The sequence below is a fragment of the Candidatus Scalindua japonica genome, from assembly GCF_002443295.1.
Lineage (GTDB): Bacteria > Planctomycetota > Brocadiia > Brocadiales > Scalinduaceae > Scalindua > Scalindua japonica.
Genome location: NZ_BAOS01000004.1, coordinates 63785 through 86917 on the forward strand (window position 1 = coordinate 63785; position 23133 = coordinate 86917).

The following is a 23133-nucleotide window of genomic DNA, read 5'->3' on the forward strand; positions in this document are numbered from 1 at the left end:
AATGTTATTAAATTAAGAAATTGATTTTCGGTTTAAAAGACAAATCTCTTTTCACCTTTTTCTGTATTGAAATATTAAACAGCTCTCTATATAATCACTCATATCCGTTCGTCGTTCGCCGAATCCTAACGAATAAGGTTAGATTGTGTGAGGGACGAACCACAATCTGAACCGTTTGTTGGACAAGCCCGTTGTTTGGGTGCTATTGATTGTATAAGAAAATATCTGATGAAGATTGCTTCTCTTTTTTACCGCAGAAGCTATGAAGCCAAAGAAGTGGATTTTTCAATTGCTGTCGTCATGCTTTAGGAGCTACAGAACATGGTTTTTCGGCCATTTTACCTCAAATTTGGGCAAACGGGGGCCATCTCGACCCGATAATGCCGTTTTTGCAAATCTTAGATGCATAGCGGATTCGATTACATAACCAGAACAGCCTCCTCTTTTGTTAACTTGTAGGGGAAAGACCTGGATTTGTGTGATGGAGGTATCATCGTTTTTATGATCTTCATTATTCCTCCACAGCATTTGCACGTAAGCTTTGGACGCTCTCTGAACCAGGCTGACGACTTATTCGGGTTGATACCGGTAAGGTACTGAAGCAATGCAATCAAGCGTTTGCTATTAGGGTGGAGGAAACCAAAGTTCCGTGTTCGCCTGAAACCTTTGGGTAGAACATGCTGGAGAATCAACCTGAGAAACTGCGGGCCGGGAAGTGTTCTTGTGAGCATTTTTTTGCTCTTACTATCCTGGTAACGAAAGGTCACCTGACCATCTTTGCACGTAATAATATCTTTCTCTTGAATGACCCCTTTGTAGAGATAACGACCAAGATAGACCAGTGCCTTTTCACCGTTGCCGACAAATTTGCAATCGACGACCCATGTTTTGGGATAATTAACTGGAAGCGTAAGAGCCGCTTTGTTCACGGCATCGAGCATTTTTGCTCGAAACACTTTAGCCAGCGCTTTGTGATTGAAAAGGTACCGCGTCTTTCCTTCGCTTTTTTTGAAGCTCCAAAGCTTTTTCTTCTGATTGATGGCCCCGGCTGGCATTACCAGATGGATATGCGGGTGGTAATCGAGAGAGCGAGAGTGGGTGTGCAAAACAGTGATGGCTCCAGCGTTTCCTTGTAATACGCTGTCATTTTGGACAAAGGTTTTTACGGTTTCCCAACAACACTGTATCATTATCGAGTAAAGCAAGCGTTGATGCTGCCATGCTAATGATCGAAGCTCTTTGGGTATAGTAAAGGTGAGCATAAAATAGTCAGCAGGCACTTCTTTTTTCAGTTGACGCTCCAACCACTGCTGACACTCATGACTCTGACAATGAGGACAATTGCGGTTACCGCAGGAGTGCGGTACAAAAACCTGTTTTTCACAGTCATTACATTGGACCAGCATGACGCGGCTTTGCGTAGTGCGACAATCCTTCATGGCTGCCAGGGCTTTGAATTGACTTGGCAGGATCGAACCATGATAAAGAGTGATAAAGTCAGCAATGAAGGTCTCAATTATAGAGGAGAGAGATATCATATAACATTCCCCCATTCTATGGAAAAACCATTCATCAAATCATTAATTAATTGCAAGGCATTACGATTTGTATGAGAGGTCAGGTGGGTATATTTGGCAGTGGTTAAAATACTGTGGTGGCCGAGGATTTTTTGTACTTCAAGCAGATCAACACCCGCCTCAATCAGATGGGTTGCGTAGCTGTGTCGCAGACTGTGTGGTGTAATTTTTTTTTAATTCCACACTCCCGGGCTACCTTACGCAGAGTGGCCTGAACGCCATTTCTATTCAGAGGTGTTTTTGCCAGGTGGGCTGATTTCAAGCCACCATGACGGCCTGGAAATAGAAAGACAGGATTGCGATGAACAAGCCAAAAACGGCGTAAGAGATTCAGGGTTACCTTTGGCAGGGGTACGAAACGGTCTTTATTGCCTTTGCTATCGCGGATATGCACCCGCATTCGCTGAGAATCGACATCGCTAACCTCAAGACGTAGTCCTTCACCCAGGCGGAGACCAAGACTGTAAAGAACAAAGTAGAAGGCCCGGTAACTGAGTTTTCTCGTCACCTGGAAAAGTTGGTGGGCTTCATTAATGGTGACAATATCGGGCAAACGTTGCGTTTTGGGTGGTTTAATAAGATTTACTTGCTCCCAACGCTTATGAAGCACATGAGTGTAGAAAAACTTTAGTCCGTAGAGGTCTAATTTGACTGCGCTCCATGAATGGGTATTGAGGAGATTGGAAAAATAGTCAAGTAGTTGCTGTTCAGATAGATCGTGTATCTGATTGTCAAAATAATCACCGATCCGTCGGATGGCACGTGAATAAGCCTCGATTGTTTTTGGCCGGAGTCCTTTCAAGCGTAGGTGCTTTAGATGCGTTTGGTAATTTTTGTTGAAATCGGATTGAGATAATGTTTTCATAGACCTGTAACCTCCTATTTGTTAATAGATTCACCCTCCCGTTGAGGGTGTGAGGTTACATTATATAATAAATTTCCGATTTTGGTTCTCCGCGATAGCGGCTTCGTCCAACTACATAAAGGAGATATTACTCAATGAAAAAGTTACTGCTATTTACCTTTTTACTCTTTTTACCATTTCTTTCATCCTTGATTTTCTGCACAGGATTTGTCAAAGCAGATCCACCTCCGGAAAGCACCGTTACTGAAAATAAAAAAATTGTTGTCGGTAAAGACGTTAGCGCGCAATCTCCCAAAATATTCTTTGAAACACCAAACCACAATTTTGGACAAGTATTTAAAGGGCAGAAGGTTGAACACATATTTAAGTTTGAGAACCGGGGAATCGCAGACCTGGAAATTAAAAAAGTTAAAACCTCTTGCGGGTGTACTGCCGCAATATTATCAGACAAGATCATACCTCCCGGCGAGACCGGCGAGATCAAGACTACATTTAATACAGGTTCCTATAGAGGAAAGGTAAAGAAGAGCATAACAGTAAAGAGCAATGACCCTGATAACCTGAGTTACATGCTGACCATTTCCGGCGAGATCACTGAGTTGATAACAACAGATCCCAAAAGAATCAATTTCGGCTCAGTATACATTGGAGTGAAAACAGAAAAGACCATTACTGTCACGTCAGACTCTGATTTCAAGATAAATAAAGTCGCGCCTTCAACACCCTTACTAAACGCCTCCATTACGGAAGTAAATGCCAACAAGTACACTATTAAAGTGACATCAAAAGGCAGCGATAAGATAGGTAGATTCAGTGGGGTTATAAACCTGGAAACTGACAATTCGCTTCAGCCAAAAGTTACAATACCGGTATTCGGTGAAATAACAGGAGATATTACCACCTACCCTAAGAGAATCTATTATGGTAAGGTTAAAAAAGGAGAGGGAAGAGTCCAGAAAGTTTTCGTTAAATTGAACAAAGAGAACATTCAAATATCAGGAGTTAAAATAAATCCGGATTATCTAAGCGCTGAAATCATTGAAAACTATAAGAAAAACAATTTGCAATTTCTGATTGAAGTACGATTACATGAAAATGCTGCAGTTGGTAAATTAAACGGATTACTTGAGATCAACACAAGCAGTAAGGTGCAACCTGTCATTAAAGTACCAATCGTGGGTGAAGTGACCTAAACCAGACAAGCGGGAAAAGCAGAAATCCGAAGCACGCAATTCGATAAAATCCGAATATCAAATAAAGTCGGTTGCATCCGGTTAGGTTTTTGCGCATACCTCGTTTGTCATACCCGAATTCCTTTATCGGGTATCCAGACGGTTCGTTTAATCCGGATTCCCGCTAAAAGCTTGCTTGCCCGTTTCCTGCCGTTCCTGCTTTCCTTAGCGGTTATTTTTCAGAATATACAATAATTACCATATTGAAAGATTGGAAGAGCTTCTTCCTCCTGCTGTAAACATTTTACTATTTGATACTAAAGCCTCATACATTTGTGGTTTTTACGTAGGAATTATACCCATTACAAAGTTGTTTTAGGAATTTCAGGACAGGAGTTTGCCTGAAATTTTGGTTTTTCGATTGAACAAAACCAGAGGCATAGCAATGCTAAGTCGAGGATTTTGTGATTGAGAAAAATCTATAAATTCTGGTGAAATCTGGTAATGAAAACCGAAAACCAATTCGTGATGGGTATACTATTATAGAACTGACATCACGCTTTTTTTCGACGTTGTCCGTAGTCTCCATCCGCAATCCCTCGGAATGAAAGGTCTTCATCCAAATCAGGCCAATGGACACCGAATGGTGAGATCTCAATATTATTCAACTGCCTTGCGGTCCCTTTCGCTAGACGCAAGTTTTTCGCCACAGGAAAGCGTAACTCTGCACCGCTCTTCATATAGATAATAATTTCACCGTTACGAAAACAAGCAGTACGCGGCATATCAATCAAGGTACTCATGCCACTTCTCCTTAATAAGTTCCTGATGTTCTTTCGCCAAATTCTAGGCCCGCGCAAGTTCCTTCACCTTCAAACCGTATGATTCCCTAAGTTCCACTTTGTTCCTCTTATCAATATTACTACATCTTAATTTAGTAAAAAGTAATAATCAATAGAAATTATAACAATAATCTTGTAATATTTGATGCAAAGCTATATTATAACACTTAGTCGAAATAGTCTATAAGACCATACTGTAGAAAGGAATAAAATGAGCCAAACCGTCTCGGTAGCTAAAATGAAAAGCCATCTATCTGAGTATATTGCAAAAAGCACTTATAAAAAGGAGCGATTTATTATTACCAGGCGCAATAAACAGGTGGCAGCCTTAATAAACATTGACGATTTACATCTTATTGAACAGAAGGAAGAACGTATGGGCCTGGCTTCCTTAATAGGAAAATGGAAACATTTTGATGAAATAGAAGAATCCCTGGAAGATATTCCAAATCTCAGAAAAAAAGGAGGAACAGGCAGAGATGTATCTCTTTGATACGGACACGATAACAGGCGTATTAAAGAAATCTCCTTTTCCCGGATTAGTTAAAAAACTACAAAAACTCAAGAAATCCAACCAATTTATTTCAACTATAACTATTTCTGAAATAGTATATGGAGCATATAAAAGCGCCCGACCAGACTACCATATTGAAAGATTGGAAGAGCTTCTTCTTCCTGCTGTAAACATTTTACTATTTGATACTAAAGCCTCATATATTTGTGGTAGATTAAGAGCGGAGTTGCAACAAAAAGGCATGGCCCTTTCACTGGCAGACCTGCAAATTGCCTCTATCGCCATTGCAAATGATTTAATCCTGATTACCGGAAATACGAAACACTTTAAGAGAATAGACATATTACAGATTGATAATTGGCTGAAATAATTGAATAATAACCGCTAAGGAAATCAGGAAAAAAGCAAAAAGAACACTCTTTCGGCTTTATTATTGACTTCCTGCCGTTCCTGCTTTCCTCAGCGGTTATTTACTATTATTGAATTTATTCTATAATGTGCTCAGGCAAGTATGAACTACAGGAAGAGGAAGTTGGAGCACAATTTTTTTTTTAGGCATCTATTCTTTACTGGCCCTGCGGCTTCTTGCCCGACGTGATGTTTGGCGGGAGCGTGATTACTTTCTTTTTTTATTGGTCTAATAAATCCCAAAGTGGAATTCGTAAACCTTTCGTCATTCGTCCTTATTCTAACCACTGACATCTTCTGCTACATTAATTACTCCAGCAGTTTCCTGATAGTTGTCAGAAGTCTTTTCTTTAATTGTTTCTTTGTCATGTTGCTGCTCAGGTATTGAAAAATCCACCTTATGAGTATTGAACTCTTTGCTTATAATCTGAAGTTCTTCCTTCTTCAATTTTACTTTACTCTTCGTATTTCGTCTATCACCTTTCGTCTTTAGTCCCTCGTTTGTTATTCTCCTCCTGTTTTTCACCCTTTGCGTATCATCTTCTTGATGCTTTACGAGTTTATCTATTGGACTCGTCTCTGACTTACCTATCTGGTAAATATTTTCCGCCTGCAATTCACCACCTGTTAAATTGAGGCTGTTAAAGTTTACACGATCAGACGTTTCTACCTTTGCGCCATTTATCACAGACAGGTTATCAAAGAAGTGTTCTCCTATGTATGTATCACCAATTGACCCAACATCTGTCAGATTATTAAGGCTATTGTCCACCGTGATTGAGGTTGCGTCATTGGACAGTAACTTAAACACTGTTGCCGGAGTGGTGCCCTGGTTTATATTTGGATTCAGAAATATACCGATAATTTCATTCGGCCTCCAGCTTCTTGTAGTATCCTTTAATGTATCTACCGTTAAATCTGTAGAACTACCTGTTCCTATCGATATTAAAGGTGTTGAAAAGCCACTCGTAACTAGATTATTATTATCCACTACCAGATCACCATTTACCTGTGTTGATGATTTGAGATATACCGTACCGGCTCCTCCGTCACTACTGGAAACGCCATTTCCTCCGTATGCTCTGATATTATTCATATTAAACCCAGACGTATCATTATAGTAAACAGCTACACGACCTCCTCCTCCGCCTCTTCCGTTTACACTGTTACCTCCATCTGCTATTATCTCTCCACTTCCCATAATCGTTTCAGCTTCTATGTATATTCCACCTCCACTACCTGCTCCCGCAAGTACACTACTGCCACTATCACTACCATAGGAGTAGATACCTCCATCCATGCTTATACTACCAGCAACTATCCTTGCCAATCCACCTCCACTCGTACCAAACTGACCGGCTCCACTGCCCAACTCATTAGGAATTGAATAATTTAGACACGAATTTCCCATCCTAACATCTTTAACGGGCAGGCACTAATTTGTACGAATTTAAGTACAGTTTTTATTTCTCCCTCCGCACGCCCTGCTGTTTCTTGCCAGACAACGCAAACCACAAAAAACCTTACCATAAACCGCCTGGCTTCACCATTCTGTAGTTGCTCGATTTCTGTAGTTCGATTTCTGTAGTTGCTCGATTCATCGAGCTCCATTTGGCTACCATACACACGTCAGTCACCATAAGCTCCATGAATGGAGCAACTACGATTCGCTGTTGTCATTTTCTTTTTCAGTAGTTTTTTCCTGCTTTCCTCAGCGGTAATTTTTAAATAAACACAATTATTCCTCTCAGGTAATCAGGTATTACAGACAGAGACATTTGAAACAAAGAATTCATTAAGTATCTTTCCTTTGTAAGCCCTGGCACTCTGGGTAATTACTTGTATTCCTCAACTTTAGAAACTTCCCGCCAGAATGACATTGTCGGGCTGGTTGTCGGGCTGCCGAACGAAGAGGCCTGGCAAGCCAGGTACACTTTGCTTCTTTACCCATAAAATCATCTTTTTTACACCAAATACATACCTCAAATGTGACAGATCTTGAATTGGCAGGCAATGCCTGCCCTACCTGGCTGAAAATATAATTGTTTCTCGTCAATTTACATGTGTTACAGTACAAAATAGTGCAGTAACTGTAGTGTCAAATGGCACATACAACAATATGTATAATGTTAAAAACATTGACAACCTCTACCAATTGAACTAATATTGCCAAAAACATAGGGGTTGTTGGAATAATTGTTGGACGAAGCCGCTATCGCGGAGAACAAAATCGGAAATTTATTATATAATGTAACCTCACACCCTCAACGGGAGGGTGAATCTATTAACAAATAGGAGTTACAGGTCTATGAAGACATTATCTCAATCCGATTTCAACAAAAATTACCAAACGCATCTAAAGCACCTACGCTTGAAAGGACTCCGGCCAAAAACAATCGAGGCTTATTCACGTGCCATCCGACGGATCGGTGATTATTTTGACAATCAGATACACGATCTATCTGAACAGCAACTACTTGACTATTTTTCCAATCTCCTCAATACCCATTCATGGAGCGCAGTCAAATTAGACCTCTACGGACTAAAGTTTTTCTACACTCATGTGCTTCATAAGCGTTGGGAGCAAGTAAATCTTATTAAACCACCCAAAACGCAACGTTTGCCCGATATTGTCACCATTAATGAAGCCCACCAACTTTTCCAGGTGACGAGAAAACTCAGTTACCGGGCCTTCTACTTTGTTCTTTACAGTCTTGGTCTCCGCCTGGGTGAAGGACTACGTCTTGAGGTTAGCGATGTCGATTCTCAGCGAATGCGGGTGCATATCCGCGATAGCAAAGGCAATAAAGACCGTTTCGTACCCCTGCCAAAGGTAACCCTGAATCTCTTACGCCGTTTTTGGCTTGTTCATCGCAATCCTGTCTTTCTATTTCCAGGCCGTCATGGTGGCTTGAAATCAGCCCACCTGGCAAAAACACCTCTGAATAGAAATGGCGTTCAGGCCACTCTGCGTAAGGTAGCCCGGGAGTGTGGAATTAAAAAAAAATTACACCACACAGTCTGCGACACAGCTACGCAACCCATCTGATTGAGGCGGGTGTTGATCTGCTTGAAGTACAAAAAATCCTCGGCCACCACAGTATTTTAACCACTGCCAAATATACCCACCTGACCTCTCATACAAATCGTAATGCCTTGCAATTAATTAATGATTTGATGAATGGTTTTTCCATAGAATGGGGGAATGTTATATGATATCTCTCTCCTCTATAATTGAGACCTTCATTGCTGACTTTATCACTCTTTATCATGGTTCGATCCTGCCAAGTCAATTCAAAGCCCTGGCAGCCATGAAGGATTGTCGCACTACGCAAAGCCGCGTCATGCTGGTCCAATGTAATGACTGTGAAAAACAGGTTTTTGTACCGCACTCCTGCGGTAACCGCAATTGTCCTCATTGTCAGAGTCATGAGTGTCAGCAGTGGTTGGAGCGTCAACTGAAAAAAGAAGTGCCTGCTGACTATTTTATGCTCACCTTTACTATACCCAAAGAGCTTCGATCATTAGCATGGCAGCATCAACGCTTGCTTTACTCGATAATGATACAGTGTTGTTGGGAAACCGTAAAAACCTTTGTCCAAAATGACAGCGTATTACAAGGAAACGCTGGAGCCATCACTGTTTTGCACACCCACTCTCGCTCTCTCGATTACCACCCGCATATCCATCTGGTAATGCCAGCCGGGGCCATCAATCAGAAGAAAAAGCTTTGGAGCTTCAAAAAAAGCGAAGGAAAGACGCGGTACCTTTTCAATCACAAAGCGCTGGCTAAAGTGTTTCGAGCAAAAATGCTCGATGCCGTGAACAAAGCGGCTCTTACGCTTCCAGTTAATTATCCCAAAACATGGGTCGTCGATTGCAAATTTGTCGGCAACGGTGAAAAGGCACTGGTCTATCTTGGTCGTTATCTCTACAAAGGGGTCATTCAAGAGAAAGATATTATTACGTGCAAAGATGGTCAGGTGACCTTTCGTTACCAGGATAGTAAGAGCAAAAAAATGCTCACAAGAACACTTCCCGGCCCGCAGTTTCTCAGGTTGATTCTCCAGCATGTTCTACCCAAAGGTTTCAGGCGAACACGGAACTTTGGTTTCCTCCACCCTAATAGCAAACGCTTGATTGCATTGCTTCAGTACCTTACCGGTATCAACCCGAATAAGTCGTCAGCCTGGTTCAGAGAGCGTCCAAAGCTTACGTGCAAATGCTGTGGAGGAATAATGAAGATCATAAAAACGATGATACCTCCATCACACAAATCCAGGTCTTTCCCCTACAAGTTAACAAAAGAGGAGGCTGTTCTGGTTATGTAATCGAATCCGCTATGCATCTAAGATTTGCAAAAACGGCATTATCGGGTCGAGATGGCCCCCGTTTGCCCAAATTTGAGGTAAAATGGCCGAAAAACCATGTTCTGTAGCTCCTAAAGCATGACGACAGCAATTGAAAAATCCACTTCTTTGGCTTCATAGCTTCTGCGGTAAAAAAGAGAAGCAATCTTCATAAGATATTTTCTTATACAATGTTTAGCACCCAAACAACGGGCTTGTCCAACAAACGGTTCAGATCTTTGCCAAAAACATAGGGGTTGTTGGAATAATTGTTATCTACAGTTTAATAAAAGTTGTTCTTCTTATATTTGCCAATTAATATAATTAAACAGGAGGGTTTCATGATAAAAGGTCTATGCAAATATTTTATAATAATACTAAGTATTTCGATGTGCTTTTTTTATATGATGGACCCTTCTGTCTTTGCACAGGCAGCAGACTCTGATGCTGATGGTATCCCTGACTGGTTTGAGCAAGATTGCACGATTCCAGGTCACGTAGGCTGCCCGCCCGACACCGATGGTGACGGTATTCCTGATTATCTAGACCCTGACGATGATGGTGACGGTATTGCAACATTTGATGAAGGCACTGAAGACCTGGACAATGATGGTATCCCGAATTTCCTTGACACAGATTCGGATGGTGATGGAAAGCCTGATATAGATGAAGGTTTGGGTGACGATGATGGAGATGGTATCTTAAATTATATTGACGTCAATGATAATGATGGTCCTGATGGCGACTTGGATGGTGATGGTCTTACCAACAGTCAGGAAGATGCACTGGGTAGTAACAAGAACTCATCAGACACGGATGGCGATGGTGTGCTCGACGGGGTTGAAGTAACTGACCCTGAGAACCCGGTTGATACCGATAATGATGGCCTGCTGGACATAAGCGATGATGACGATGATGGCGATGGCATTCTGACGGCAGATGAATTATTTACAGGCTCGGATCGCTGGGTACAGGACCCTGATGGCTGGCCGGATTACTGGTACGATCTTAATGATCCAGATGGTGATGGCATACCCAACTACCTGGATGAAGACTCTGACAACGATGGTAGGCTCGATGATCCTGTAAATATCTGGAATGATCGTGACAGAGATAGAGTGCCAAATTACCTTGATACAGATGATCATGACGGCCCGGCAGGTGATGCAGATAGTGACGGCCTGAGCAATATATTTGAGGACCGCATCGGTACTGAACCGTTCGATGATGATTCTGATAATGACGGAGTTGGGGATGGTCGAGAATGGGCAGAGGGCTATGATACGGATAGAGACGGGATAATAGATGTCCTTGATCCGGACGATGATGGAGACTGTATTCCTGGTAACAAAGAAGGCCGAGTTGATTCTGACCATGACGGCATCACTAATGATCGAGATAAGGATTCTGATAATGATGGCAGACCAGACATCTACGAAGGCACTGGTGACAATGATTGCGATGGTATTCCGAATTATACTGACCCTGTCGAAACAGACGGACCCTGTGCACTTGGTGATGACGATGGAGATCATGTCCCGAACTTTGCGGACTATGATGAAGCAGACGGCCCTTGCGCTGGGAAACACTACTTCATAAATAACCTTGATTTCATACCCGGTAAAGGCAGAGTAATAAGGACTGGATCTGGTTTGCAGGTGACATTCGAAAAGCAGGTGGGGACTGCAACGCTCCACTGTTCCGGAAATACCGATTGCGAAACAAATGGAATTGACGGTGCACGTCTAACAATTCAACAAGACATGCAAATAGTTATTGATGTCATCGGCGCTGGCATAATTGGAGATTCTAGAGGGAAGATACTGGTAAAAATGAGTGATGGATCAACCCGTTGGCTTAAGTTCAAGGCATCTGTCAAGGGGCAGATACTATGCCTGGATGACTCTCCAACAGCATGTACCATTATGACCATCGTAATGAATCAGACTATTGATTTGCCTGGTCAAATAGGTAAGGCTGTTACTCAAATGGATTTTAAACTGCAGGGTATAATATCGCTTGGTAAGAAAGGCGGTGCATTGCTTGAAGATCTCACCGGTATCGGGACACTTCAGTTTGCTCCATTAAATCCGGCAGAATTCTGATACCGATAATTCATAGACTACTGATGCAAACATATATAGGTTTGCTATCATGATGCATACTACTCCGAAGAATCTCGCTTCATAATATATGAACGAGATTCTTCGGTAAACTTCAAAAAACAGCACAATATGTAAGATTCTTGTATTCTCTTTCAGCGTCATCCGGTTAGGTTGCAAAAATACAAATTTCATCTTATTGCTTTCCTGCTTTTCTCCTGCATTCATGGCTTCCTTATAATCGTTTTCTTATTGTTTGTCATAAATTACACGTTTTAACTTCCCTATTTATACCTTTTCCACGAACAAATTTTTCGTAAACATAAAAACAAAAAAAGAATTATAAGGAAACCAGGAGATTATTGACAACTTTAACGGAATTCTATTAGCATCCATATCTGTTCATTTCTCAAACAAAAAATATACAACCTCCGTCATATAAGTAATGATCTGAAAGATTTACAATTTCAAAACTAAAATGCAATAAGTGTTCTTTTAGTCTTTGCCCATCTGCATGTATCTCCATATTCCCATTAAAGAATATTCTTTTACCCCATATACCAATTGCCCCTCCAATAAAACCATTTTTGTGGTCATGTATGATTATCTCTTCCGGACTAAAATAGAAACAGGAAAATCCCTTATTTAACAACACTTTTTCTATCCCCCTGTCAGAGGTCAGGTAGTTGTCTTTACACAGATGTACCAGACTGCATCGTGTGTAGGCTTGTGGCAAATTAATAAATTTTTTATTTTTATTAATTTTCATAATTTTGTGATCTGTGTATCCAGATTTGTGAAAAAATAATCCAGAGGTACCCAGACAGTTATATTGGACACTGTTATACAGAGTTTTTCCTACAGCCCTTTCGCCTTTGAGATAGGCAATATGGTGGTTGTCCAGGAATTCAAAAAGATCAATAGGTGCGTTTGGGGCAACAACAAGTTGTTTCTTATCCCGGTAGATAAAGATGTCCGGATGTCCGGAAATAGAATTTTCTGTTATCGCGTTTGTCTGGAACATAAAGAGGTCATCAACATGCTCTTTTAATTTATTGATAGACTTTTCAGGTGATCTGGCGTCAATTATTGCAAACATTTATCTGGTATTTAGAGAAACCGGGATTACTGACAAACCTGACATTGTAGCCTCTTGAATTTAACAATTCTCTATTTGCCTGCCTATACCCTATCGCGTAATGTATCTGCTTATTGGAAACTGTTATTTTAACTTTTCTCGTATTAAATTTATTCAGTTCAGTATCAAGTATCTCTTTCCATATTTGAGTCATCACCATCTCTTTAAAAGAGGCGTGAAATGGACCTGCAATCAGTGATTTTCCCGTGATCAGTTCTTCTGAAGGATGCAATCCCATTCTTATGATAGCTATGTTGCCTGTCTCAAATATTTGAACAATGTCCTTTGTCCATTCCACTGCCTGTTTAAGTGTTAATGGTGTATATTCCCCTTCATGGTAAAACTTTTCGAGAGTTGTTCCTTTTATAACAATTGCGGGGTAAATTCGTGTATTCACTGCTCCTAATGAAACTATATCACTGGCAGTCTGAATTGATCTCTCATAATTGTCTCCCGGTAATCCGATCATCATTTGAAGTCCCAGTTCAAATCCATATTTAGAGATCAGATAAGACGCATCTTTGATATGATCAACGGTATGTCCCCGTCCTGATCTTTGTAATACTTCACGGTTAGTAGACTGGATGCCCAACTCTATAGTCGTTACTCTATATTTCTTCAGTAATTCCAGAACTGATTTGTTTATATAATCCGGTCTTGTAGATAGCCTGATACCTGATACTCTCCCACTTTTAACATACATGAATGCTTCTTTCAGATATTGTTCCATTAGATCAACAGGCAGTCCGGTAAAACTGCCACCAAAAAACGCGATACTAATTATTCTGTTTTCAGGTATTGTCTTAAGATGTCGTTCTACAATATCCTTAACATCATCTGGTCCAGGGATTGAGTGCGTACCACTTATCTTCTGCTGATCACAAAAAACACATTGATGTGGGCAAGCCAACTCCGGGATAAATATTGGTATGTTAGAGTGTTTTTTCATAATCAGTTAATGTTATAAACTTAGTAAAGAAATATCAATTAATAAAACATTATTAAACAATGTCATAGTATCAGACAATAACGTTTAAAATCTTGTAATAATATGTCACCGGGAACGCAAACCAAAAGTATTTGAATATACCGGTAAACATCATTTAAAAACAGAGGGAGTAAGCACTGGAAATATATTTTATTTTAAATATCCTGGAGATAAAATTGAAGTGCCATATGAAGATTCATTTGCCATGATGGCAGAAACAGATTTGAAGCTACTCACTGAACTTGATAGCCGTTCTAAAAATTAGCAAAACATTGCGAGAAGAGTTATGTTCAATGGAGCTATTTTCGATATTCTATTGCTATTCTCAATGTTAACATCAAAGAGTAACAGAAAATGGAGCAATCAAAGCTTCCTTTCAAATCAGATGGTAACCTTCCACACACGTTAGTTCCATACCCAGGTTTTTTTACAGTTTTGTTTTTCTACGTCGTTTTGTTAGAATATGTCAAGATATTCAAGAAACTAAATGATTTACTGTATGACATATAATGGCAATGCTGAGACACAAAATTTGCTGGATTATTGCTACGTGGTTTGGTCCAGGACTGTTACCAAAAGCACCTGGAACATGGGGAAGCCTGTCAGCTATTCCTTTTGCATATTTAATTTCAATATATACTTGTCCCTATGCACTGCTCTCCTCCACTGTTGCTCTGTTTTTCATAGGAATGTGGGTATCAGATAAAATAGAAGAGAGTGCTCAAATAAAAGACCCCGACTTCATTGTTGTTGATGAAGTTGCAGGTCAATGGATAGCCCTGCTCCCCCTGCCGCTGCTCTATAACATCTATGGTCCTGATTTATTCTTCTCAATTTCTATTCCAATAACGGTAGTTGCTTTTATAACTTTCAGAGTCTTTGATATATGGAAACCATGGCCGGTTAATTTTGCAGACAAAAACTTTCGGGGAGGTTTTGGAATTATGTTTGACGATGTTATTGCTGGGATGTACTCGCTAATAGTAACATCCGTGTTGACAGTGGGAGTGGTTATGTCATTTTAGTGATAACGAAGTTAACTTTTAGTTTATAAGCAGAACCTATTCGAGAAGGAAGCAATTGGTCTTGTTCTAGAAGATATTTTTGGCAATAAGAAAAAATCTAATCCTGTAAGAAAGACTGAGAATCGTACACAAGAGTCAAAACCCGCAACCATATATACCAAAACAGATATTCCACCAGATTTTGATATAAATATCATCAGGTTTCAGTTGGATAACCGGCCTTGACCCAGCCACCATATCCGCCATCCATTGAGATCACATTGGTATAGCCCATCTTCTGTAAATTATCTGCAGCTAATGCAGAACGAAATCCACCTCCACAGTACAATATGATTTCTGCTCCTGTATCACTGATATTCTTTTCAATGTCACGCTCAATGACCCCTTTCCCAATATATATAGCATTTATTATATGTCCTTTTTTCCATTCACTCTCTTCACGGACATCGACCAGGAAAAATCTGTCTCCACGGTCAAGTTTAATTTTGACCTCTTCCACATTAGTCTCTCTAATTCTACTTTTTGCATCATGAACAATGGTTAAAAATTTTTTTGCGTGTTGTTTCATTACAATCCCCTTCCAGGTTTTATCAATGCAAGTTCGCTATTACAACACCTATCATACAACTACTTTTTCACTTGATCATTTTTGATTTTGTAATTTTCGAATTATATCACCCTGATGAACGGCGACACCAAGGTATGTGTTTTTGTCGTAGAAAAAAGTATGCCTCACTGCTTTTGGCCTGTTTACATCGGAAATGGGTACATATTGCAACTTTTGCGCAAATGAGTTATAGACCGGTGCATCTCCGTTTTTATCGCTTCCAACACCACTCTCCTCATTCGAATGAATTATCCAGTAATGTCCTCCCGGAAGATTGTCAAAATATCTCCATTTACCCGGGAATGCCCACGGATGCAAAACCTGATAATGTTCCAACTCGGAAAGATAAAGATGCTCAACTTCAGAGTAGTGTTGTGGCCCCGACTTAGAACCTTTTCCATTTATGAGTGATGGTAACCGCCATTCAGTAAGTTCAACAGTGCCAACTCTTACAGATAACTGGTTTGCCCAGATTACCGCATCTTTGTATTCAGGTGAATAATAACTGAAATCGTACCATGTAATATCAAGCTCTGTGTCATAAACGAGATTATGACCTAAATTATCTTCACCTCTGGGCAACAGGTCTGCTTTCAATGTTGTTATTAACACCAGCATGACCATTATGACTACAAGAAAACACAATATTTTTTTCATCATGAAATATTCTCCCTATGTTTATACAAATTATATACAAGATAAGCTCCCAGAAAATATTAAAAAGGGATATTATTTACACGGTTTGTGACGTTTTAAGCTTATTTATAGATTAAACGACACTATTAATAAAAATAACTGTATGTAAATCATACCATATGACACTTGTACATCTATACAGTAATGTGATAAACTACTTTCATAATAGTTGTATAGCACACATTAACCATATATGCAGTGTAATGTAAAAAAGGATATAAAATAATGGCTCTTGAATCATTTCTCAAAAAACTTAAAGAGTGCCCGGAAAAAGTTGAATTTAATGATACCATGGATATTGTAGATTCTCTCTATGTTTTTACACCTTCCGCATTTAAAAATGGCAACTTGTTTAATGAAGCCGGTCAGAACTCAGGATCATGTAAAGTCTTTTCCTTTGGCCGTCTCCATGATTTGACACCAGAACAGACATTGGCCTGTTTTGGCAGTTATTATCGAAATGATGTTTTAAAACATCCTGACAACAGTGATCATCAGAATATTCGTAATTTCATGAAAACAGGCTGGTCAGAAGTTCATTTTGACAGTAAACCTTTGCATGCAAAGTCTGAAAAAAATAAATGAGTATCACACAAAAAGAAACGATAAAGCGATCTGTAGAGCAAGAAAGTGATAATAACTGGCGGGACGTTTTGTATGATGTTATCTTCAAGGCAGATACTGTGCCTGGGAAATCCTTTGATGTTGCATTGATCGTTATTATTGCTTTGAGTGTGATAACGGTAATTATTAACACTGTTGATACTATAGATCAAAAATATGGACACTTTCTGCATATGGCAGAGCTGGTATTTACTGTTATTTTTACTATTGAGTATATCCTGAGATTGATATGCTGCAGAAGGCCGGTTGCCTACGCTAAAAGTTTTTTTGGTGTCGTTGACCTATTCTCTATACTGCCAACATATATCAGTGTTTTTCTACCAAGTAGTCACGTTTTAGCGGTTGTACGAATCATCAGAGTCCTCCGGATCTTTCGCGTTCTTAAGCTTGTTAAGTATGTAGGCGAATCAGAACTGCTCATAGACGCATTGCGGTCAAGCAGACGAAAAATAACCGTTTTCCTGTTCTCCGTTATAACGATTGTTATTATCTTTGGTTCTGTAATGTACATTGTAGAGACACCGGAAAACGGGTTTACCAATATACCGCAAAGTATTTACTGGGCAGTTGTTACACTTACAACAGTGGGATATGGAGATATGACCCCACAAACACACATAGGAAAAGTATTGTCTATGGTAATTATGGTTATGGGGTATGGAATAATTGCCGTCCCAACCGGAATTGTCACTGCTGAAATGACAAAAGCCATGAGACATCATAATAAAGTTTCATCAAATGTGTGTGAAGGGTGCGGTTACAGGTGGCATGATGATGACGCGCATTATTGTAAACATTGTGGTAACTCGTTATAATAAATGGAGGAATGACTATGGCAAATGAAAATGGGAAATTTTATCATTTTATGGAGAGGATGAAATTTCGAGAGTTTAAGGCACTATGGTTAATCTTTATAGTTACAGGTATTTTTTTGATAGGAGCGGTGATGGATCAAATAAAGAGTTCTGCTAAGATAGATCCTATGAAGGATGTTTATCTATTCCTTCATGGGAGAAAAGACTTAAAAGAAGAAGCTGAAGGTGTTTTGATAACACTTGGATTTTCAAAAGAGAATATTATTGCTGCTTCTTCAAAAAATGTCGGAAATGTTGGTGACTATATGGCTATGTTGTGGAGGCCACCAAGGCCGGACCAGATTAAGATCCAGCAGATAACTGAGGTTAAAGAAGTGGAACCTGATAAAATGTTTGGGTACTGGAAAGGTGTGTTGAAAAAGGATATTGATTATTTTCTTCTTAAATAGAAGATAAATGTTCAATGATCTTGTCCGCTACACGAAATGCGTTTGCGTAAATTGTCCAGGTATATGGAACACTACCGCCTGTTGGCATAAAGCTACCGTCTGTAACATAGAGATTTTCAACGTCATGGGCACGGCAATCCTGATTAAGAACAGATTTTTCAGGATCTTTCCCAAACCGGCAGCCACCAGCTACAAGGTTTGCCGGTGCATTACCGTTGACATTGGAATGAATGTTTGTTAAGCCCATGGCTTGTAATACGCTATCCGCTTTTTCTGCCAGATAATTACCTACCTTGATATCATGTGAATGATAGCCAACTCTTACCCGAGATACGGGAGTTCCCCACTTATCTTTAACCCTGGTGTCCAGAGTAACAAAACAGTCATCTGTCGGTAGCCAATCACAGAATGTTTCGTATTTTATGTGTCGTTTTGTCGTAAAATACGATTTCAGTGCCTGTTTAAGGTCCATGCCCCAGATCAGTTGGTTGTTATCATCCCATTTCTGTCCTATTGCCTTTGCAATTGGACCGGGATGCTCAATAAGGAAATCAATAGTACCGCCCTTCTCTCTCTTCCCAAATTCAGAATTTTTCATAACATACCAGTCCTGCAGGTTCCTGTTGACAAAGCGTCCCTGGTATTTCAGTGATTCTACTTTATCTTCATCAAGGTTTTTATAGAGAAAATCACCACTACCTATACCTCCGGCTGAAAAAAGAAGATTCCTTCCCACCTGGCCGTTGTTGTTTGCAAGGCCTTTTTTGTGACGAGGCCCAGGGGAAGAGAGTAACAGTCGTGATGTTTCAATTGCCTGACATGCAACTACGAAAATCTTAGCATAGACTTGTTGAGAGCTACCCGTCTTGTCATAATACTCAGCAGTAACTACATTTCCCTGAGAATTACTATTCAGCTTATAGACCTTACTATGCGGTCTGATTTCACAATGTCCTGAATTAAGAGCGGGGTTGAGTAATGCCGCCCGGGAACTCCCTTTCGCGCCAGTTGCACATCCATAGCTGCCACACCAGCCTGAATAGCCGCAACTCTGACGCATCATTTTCATGGTTGATAGAATTGCTCGTGGAGTTGGTAATGGATTTAACCCCAGTTTCTGGCAGGTATTATCAAACCATCCGGAAAACGGATGTTCAAGAGTAGGAGGATACGGGAAATCACTGGTAGAGCGTGGTTCAAGATTTGGATGGTTAATAACACGCCCAGATACTCCGACTATTGATTCTACTTTTGTGTAATATGGCTCAAGATCTTCATATGAGATCGGCCAATTTACAATATTTGCTCCATCGATCGGGCCAAAAACTGAAAGCAGTCTGAAGTCATCTGGTTTCAATCTGAAAAAAAAACCACTCATAAAATTCGAGGAGCCTCCGACACAGTTTCCTCGCCAGAAACTTCTCCCTGAATCAAAAGTAGATTTGCCTATCCATCCACCATGTCCATCCGCTTTTTCTATTACATGTTGTTCATCTTTCAATTTTGGTGAGTAAGCACCATACCTGAAAGCAAGTTCATCTTTGTAAAAATCTTTTTCCTCAAACCATGGCCCTTTTTCAAGAACAAGTACGGAATATCCTGATTCTGCCAAAGTCAGAGCAACAGGGCCTGCACCTGCCCCACTTCCGATAATACATACGTCATAATCCGTATTCATACTCTTCTTAAATTCCAATAAAGTTTACGCTTAGGAGGACGAGGGAATCCCGGATGGTGATTCAGCCACTTCCATCCAATACCATCAGGATTGCCACCATAGACAGGGTCACCCAACAAAGCTTCAAATATATAGGTAAGTAATCTGGAAACCCACCTCCGACCTGCCTTGCTCTTTGTAATTTGATTAAGCATATCTGTTTGCTGCAATTTTGATAATTGTGTAAAAACAGCTTCATGCTTTTCGAGCGAAAGATCATTCAACCATTTAACACCGTTCAGGATAAATTCTTTTTCATCCTGATCTAGTGCGGGACTTGCAACAAGATTTTGTAAATATGTTAACGCATTGATCTCTATTGCTCCGGGTGAATCAGTTTCTGATGGAAAAAGATGATCCTGAACAATATTAATTGTAAACCATGGATCTGTGAGTTGGTTTGTCGAACGTTTTATTGATGCACGGACAATAAATGAAGGCAAAAGAAGTGTAGTGAAAAAACCAGACACTCGTAAAAGAAATGTACGTCTATTTATAAACATTTTGCATAAAAAAACAAAAATATATTATAAGGAAGCCGGGAACCATGAGCTTGATAAAAAACTGACTTATACAGCAGGCCATCTGACCTGTTGTATAAGTCAAAATTTTCTATTCACTGTTTACATAAGATCGAATATGTATTAACCGCCGCATTTACCTTCTCCACCGCATTTACCCTCGCCGCCACACTTTCCTTCACCACCACATTTGTGTTCAGTTTTATCTCCATGTCCCCCTTCATGTTCATCGCCTGAGCTTGAGTCATCATCATGTTTACTATCATGTTTTTTGTCATGATCGCTTTTTTCAGCACCGCCGCATTTACCTTCCCCTCCGCATTTTCCTTCACCACCGCATTCCTCACCACATCCGATTAGTTTGATGAAAGAGTCAGAATCATTGACAGCAAATGGATTAACTTCTGCTTTAACTGTGGAAACTACTGAGAATCCAAAAATAAACGCAGCACAAATTATTGAAACAAATATTCTCTTTATGTTAAAACCCATAACATATCCCCTATTATAATAAAAACTGAATTATAAAATTAATTTACATATACAAAACCGATTAACAGAATAAAATGTATAGAAACAAATTAACTAATAAATACAGGGGTAAATTTAAGCCTGTATTTATTTCTGCTTAAAACTGTTATTAAGTACAATGCAAACAAAGTGTACATATTAAAAGTCACTACCGTTTAATGGTATCCATATAAACTACATATTTCCAGTAGATTTTGTTTCATTTTGTACCAGAAGCATCCGGTTAGTTTCTTGCGTATACCGCTTTTGTCATACCCGCCCGCCCGCCAAAAACATTCTACATCCGGAAACAAAAATCGTAGGGTGCGTTTTACGCACCAGAAACATGCCAGCATAATCAAGTATTTGTTTTTATAAATAACACTATTGCTGTATCCAACGTTGTTAGCGGTGCATGGAATGCACCCTACTTGTCTCCTTTTCTTTTATGAAATGATGAAAAGATTATAGCAAAAATGTAGTTTAACTATTGGTTCAATTATTGGTTCAATTTATGGGGTCCATTATATAGTGCTTATATAAAACAGTTATTGAAAAAAGAAAAACAGCGCATTTTAGAAAAAGCCATTGTGTAAGCGAAGCAGGAAGAGGCAGAGGATTTAGAATATCAGGAAGAACTTTCAGATTGGGAAAGGTCCTTATCTGATGGGTTAGAAACATGAGCACATAAAAACTAAACACTAAAATTCAGCTGATTTCGGTGTTCGAGGAAAAGGGATTACATCGCGAATATTGTCCATGCCGGTAACAAATTGTACCAACCGTTCAAAACCAAGCCCAAAGCCGGCATGAGGCACTGAGCCAAACTTCCTCAGGTCCCGGTACCACCAGTATGGTGCCAGATCCATTCCCTGTTCCTTGATACGCGAATCAAGTTTATGTAGATCGTCTTCTCTTTGCGAACCGCCGATTATCTCACCAATTTTGGGAACAAGTACGTCCATGGCCGCAACAGTCTTATCATCATCATTCTGTTTCATATAAAAAGCCTTAATGTCCCTGGGATAATCGGTAACTATTATCGGCTTTTTAAATTCCTTTTCAGTAAGAAAACGCTCATGTTCTGTCTGCAAATCATTACCCCAGTTCGTTTCATATTCAAATTTCTGCCCCGACTTACTTAGTATGTCAATAGCTTCGGTATAGCTAAGACGGACAAATTCGCTTTCATTGACATGGGTAAGAGTTTGCAGAATGGTTTTATCAATACGTTTATTAAAGAACTCCATATCCTCAAGACATTCTTCAAGGACAGTAGTAATAAGATACTTTAAATACTCTTCAGCAAGATCGGCATCATCACTGAGGTCAGCGAAAGCCATCTCTGGCTCTATCATCCAGAACTCTGATAAATGGCGGGAGGTATTTGAATTTTCAGCTCTGAAAGTAGGCCCAAAGGTGTACGCATTACTCAAACCACAGGCAAAACACTCTACGCTTAATTGGCCGCTTACGGTCAGAAAAGATTCTTTACCGAAAAAGTCCTGACTGTAATCTACATTGTCTTCAATTTTAGGTATTGCAGAATGGTCAAGTGTCGTTACCCTGAACATTTCTCCCGCACCTTCACAATCACTGGCTGTTATTATTGGGGTATTGATATAATAAAAGCCACGTTCCTGAAAGAAGTCATGTGTTGCTTTAGCCAATTTGTTGCGTACACGGGTTACCGCACCGAACGTATTCGTCCTGACCCTGATATGAGCAATCTCCCGCAAACGCTCAAAAGAGACCCGTTGTTTACCAACTGTATACTCATCAGGATTACAGAATCCGTATACTTTTACTTTATTGGCTTTTACCTCAACACTCTGACCACCCCCCTGTGACTTAACCAGAATACCCGTTACAGCAATTGAGCTTCCGGGAAAGAGTTTGATAACTTCATTCTGATAGTTATCAAGTTCTGCATCAACAATTATCTGCAGATTATTGAAGCAGCTACCGTCATTTAGTTCAATGAAAGAGAACCCCCCTTTTGAGTCACGTCTTGTCCTGACCCATCCTTTAACCAGAATCTCCCTGTCAATTCCATTTCCTTTAAGCGCTTCAACTATGTAGGTCCTTTTCATTGTTACTGTCTTGTCCTTAAGATCCAAAAAATAGTTTAAAATAATTCTCACGCAACGCTGCAGAGATCGCCAGGAAAACACAAAAAGAAAATAAATAAAAAAAATTTTTCTTTGCGGCTTT

22 protein-coding genes and 2 pseudogenes are annotated in these 23133 nt (G+C 39.9%); 11 read left to right on the forward strand and 13 right to left on the reverse strand.

Features of this window, described 5'->3' with window-relative positions; genetic code table 11:
* Positions 1-147 precede the first annotated feature (147 nt).
* On the forward strand, positions 148-309 hold the full coding sequence (locus tag SCALIN_RS21915; RefSeq protein ID WP_162532116.1) for a hypothetical protein: 162 nt from the start codon (positions 148-150) through the stop codon (positions 307-309).
* Between the two features lie 110 nt (positions 310-419).
* Here SCALIN_RS21915 and SCALIN_RS02485 read toward each other — a convergent pair whose 3' ends face one another.
* Together SCALIN_RS02485 and SCALIN_RS02495 are read right to left on the reverse strand one after the other, a co-directional pair.
* Positions 420-1538, reverse strand: a complete 1119-nt coding sequence (locus SCALIN_RS02485) for an IS91 family transposase (protein WP_096892569.1) — start codon at positions 1536-1538, stop codon at positions 420-422.
* Positions 1535-2442: pseudogene (locus SCALIN_RS02495) on the reverse strand (tyrosine-type recombinase/integrase). The gene SCALIN_RS02485 and the pseudogene SCALIN_RS02495 overlap by 4 nt, the downstream one beginning before the upstream one ends.
* 134 nt (positions 2443-2576) lie before the next feature.
* Between SCALIN_RS02495 and SCALIN_RS02500 the strand changes: the two are divergent.
* A complete protein-coding gene (locus tag SCALIN_RS02500; RefSeq protein WP_096892688.1) occupies positions 2577-3635 on the forward strand; it encodes a DUF1573 domain-containing protein in 1059 nt (352 codons plus the stop codon).
* A gap of 533 nt (positions 3636-4168) precedes the next feature.
* Here the strand turns inward: SCALIN_RS02500 and SCALIN_RS02505 are convergent.
* Positions 4169-4417, reverse strand: a complete 249-nt coding sequence (locus SCALIN_RS02505) for a DUF2442 domain-containing protein (RefSeq protein WP_096892689.1) — start codon at positions 4415-4417, stop codon at positions 4169-4171.
* 250 nt (positions 4418-4667) lie between these two features.
* Between SCALIN_RS02505 and SCALIN_RS02510 the strand changes: the two genes are divergently transcribed.
* Together SCALIN_RS02510 and SCALIN_RS02515 are read left to right on the forward strand one after the other, a co-directional pair.
* Positions 4668-4949: a type II toxin-antitoxin system Phd/YefM family antitoxin gene (locus tag SCALIN_RS02510; RefSeq protein WP_096892690.1), complete on the forward strand. Its 282-nt coding sequence runs from the start codon at positions 4668-4670 to the stop codon at positions 4947-4949.
* Positions 4936-5340 (forward strand): type II toxin-antitoxin system VapC family toxin, encoded by a 405-nt coding sequence (locus tag SCALIN_RS02515; protein WP_096892691.1) that lies wholly within the window; start codon positions 4936-4938, stop codon positions 5338-5340. Before SCALIN_RS02510 ends, SCALIN_RS02515 begins: the two co-directional genes overlap by 14 nt.
* Before the next feature lie 318 nt (positions 5341-5658).
* Here SCALIN_RS02515 and SCALIN_RS02520 read toward each other — a convergent pair whose 3' ends face one another.
* Together SCALIN_RS02520 and SCALIN_RS02525 are read right to left on the reverse strand one after the other, a co-directional pair.
* On the reverse strand, positions 5659-6789 hold the full coding sequence (locus tag SCALIN_RS02520; RefSeq protein ID WP_096892692.1) for a hypothetical protein: 1131 nt from the start codon (positions 6787-6789) through the stop codon (positions 5659-5661).
* Positions 6771-7004 (reverse strand): hypothetical protein, encoded by a 234-nt coding sequence (locus SCALIN_RS02525; protein ID WP_133111622.1) that lies wholly within the window; start codon positions 7002-7004, stop codon positions 6771-6773. Before SCALIN_RS02525 ends, SCALIN_RS02520 begins: the two co-directional genes overlap by 19 nt.
* Positions 7005-7686: 682 nt before the next feature.
* Here SCALIN_RS02525 and SCALIN_RS02530 point away from each other — a divergent pair.
* The 3 genes and pseudogenes from SCALIN_RS02530 (at position 7687) to SCALIN_RS02545 (ending at position 11832) form a co-directional block, all read left to right on the forward strand.
* A pseudogene (locus SCALIN_RS02530) lies at positions 7687-8594 on the forward strand (tyrosine-type recombinase/integrase).
* Positions 8591-9709 (forward strand): IS91 family transposase, encoded by a 1119-nt coding sequence (locus SCALIN_RS02540; protein ID WP_096892569.1) that lies wholly within the window; start codon positions 8591-8593, stop codon positions 9707-9709. The pseudogene SCALIN_RS02530 and the gene SCALIN_RS02540 overlap by 4 nt, the downstream one beginning before the upstream one ends.
* Positions 9710-10068: 359 nt before the next feature.
* Positions 10069-11832, forward strand: coding sequence for a hypothetical protein (locus tag SCALIN_RS02545; RefSeq protein WP_096892694.1), 1764 nt, complete (start codon positions 10069-10071; stop codon positions 11830-11832).
* Between the two features lie 406 nt (positions 11833-12238).
* Here the strand turns inward: SCALIN_RS02545 and SCALIN_RS02555 are convergent, their stop codons facing one another.
* Both SCALIN_RS02555 and SCALIN_RS02560 read right to left on the reverse strand, forming a co-directional pair.
* The gene (locus SCALIN_RS02555) at positions 12239-12928 is read right to left on the reverse strand and encodes a DUF6873 family GME fold protein (protein ID WP_096892696.1); all 690 of its coding nucleotides are present in this window, start codon (positions 12926-12928) and stop codon (positions 12239-12241) included.
* Positions 12912-13916: an elongator complex protein 3 gene (locus tag SCALIN_RS02560; RefSeq protein WP_096892697.1), complete on the reverse strand. Its 1005-nt coding sequence runs from the start codon at positions 13914-13916 to the stop codon at positions 12912-12914. The genes SCALIN_RS02555 and SCALIN_RS02560 overlap by 17 nt, the downstream gene beginning before the upstream one ends.
* Positions 13917-14470: 554 nt before the next feature.
* On the opposite strand from SCALIN_RS02560, the gene SCALIN_RS02565 reads away from it, so the two are divergent.
* Positions 14471-14980 (forward strand): phosphatidylglycerophosphatase A family protein, encoded by a 510-nt coding sequence (locus SCALIN_RS02565; RefSeq protein ID WP_203415314.1) that lies wholly within the window; start codon positions 14471-14473, stop codon positions 14978-14980.
* 196 nt (positions 14981-15176) lie between these two features.
* On the opposite strand, the gene SCALIN_RS02570 is transcribed toward SCALIN_RS02565, so the two are convergent.
* A complete protein-coding gene (locus tag SCALIN_RS02570; RefSeq protein ID WP_096892699.1) occupies positions 15177-15548 on the reverse strand; it encodes a rhodanese-like domain-containing protein in 372 nt (123 codons plus the stop codon).
* A gap of 75 nt (positions 15549-15623) precedes the next feature.
* Positions 15624-16247, reverse strand: coding sequence for a hypothetical protein (locus SCALIN_RS02575; protein ID WP_096892700.1), 624 nt, complete (start codon positions 16245-16247; stop codon positions 15624-15626).
* Positions 16248-16508: 261 nt separating this feature from the next.
* On the opposite strand from SCALIN_RS02575, the gene SCALIN_RS02580 reads away from it, so the two are divergent.
* Genes SCALIN_RS02580 through SCALIN_RS02590 form a run of 3 tightly spaced genes read left to right on the forward strand, consistent with a single transcriptional unit; the run spans position 16509 to position 18171 of the window.
* Positions 16509-16868 carry a HopJ type III effector protein gene (locus SCALIN_RS02580; protein ID WP_096892701.1) on the forward strand — a complete coding sequence of 120 codons (360 nt, stop codon included), beginning with the start codon at positions 16509-16511 and terminating at the stop codon, positions 16866-16868.
* Positions 16865-17722 carry an ion transporter gene (locus tag SCALIN_RS02585; protein WP_096892702.1) on the forward strand — a complete coding sequence of 286 codons (858 nt, stop codon included), beginning with the start codon at positions 16865-16867 and terminating at the stop codon, positions 17720-17722. The genes SCALIN_RS02580 and SCALIN_RS02585 overlap by 4 nt, the downstream gene beginning before the upstream one ends.
* A gap of 17 nt (positions 17723-17739) precedes the next feature.
* A complete protein-coding gene (locus SCALIN_RS02590) occupies positions 17740-18171 on the forward strand; it encodes a hypothetical protein (RefSeq protein ID WP_203415315.1) in 432 nt (143 codons plus the stop codon).
* Here SCALIN_RS02590 and SCALIN_RS02595 read toward each other — a convergent pair.
* From SCALIN_RS02595 to asnS, 4 genes are all read right to left on the reverse strand, one after another.
* Positions 18164-19849 carry a GMC family oxidoreductase gene (locus tag SCALIN_RS02595; protein WP_096892703.1) on the reverse strand — a complete coding sequence of 562 codons (1686 nt, stop codon included), beginning with the start codon at positions 19847-19849 and terminating at the stop codon, positions 18164-18166. The genes SCALIN_RS02590 and SCALIN_RS02595 overlap by 8 nt on opposite strands.
* The gene (locus SCALIN_RS02600; protein ID WP_096892704.1) at positions 19846-20391 is read right to left on the reverse strand and encodes a gluconate 2-dehydrogenase subunit 3 family protein; all 546 of its coding nucleotides are present in this window, start codon (positions 20389-20391) and stop codon (positions 19846-19848) included. The genes SCALIN_RS02595 and SCALIN_RS02600 overlap by 4 nt, the downstream gene beginning before the upstream one ends.
* 141 nt (positions 20392-20532) lie before the next feature.
* Positions 20533-20901, reverse strand: a complete 369-nt coding sequence (locus SCALIN_RS02605) for a hypothetical protein (RefSeq protein WP_096892705.1) — start codon at positions 20899-20901, stop codon at positions 20533-20535.
* Between the two features lie 719 nt (positions 20902-21620).
* On the reverse strand, positions 21621-23012 hold the full coding sequence (asnS, locus tag SCALIN_RS02610) for an asparagine--tRNA ligase (protein WP_096893039.1): 1392 nt from the start codon (positions 23010-23012) through the stop codon (positions 21621-21623).
* Positions 23013-23133 lie beyond the last annotated feature (121 nt).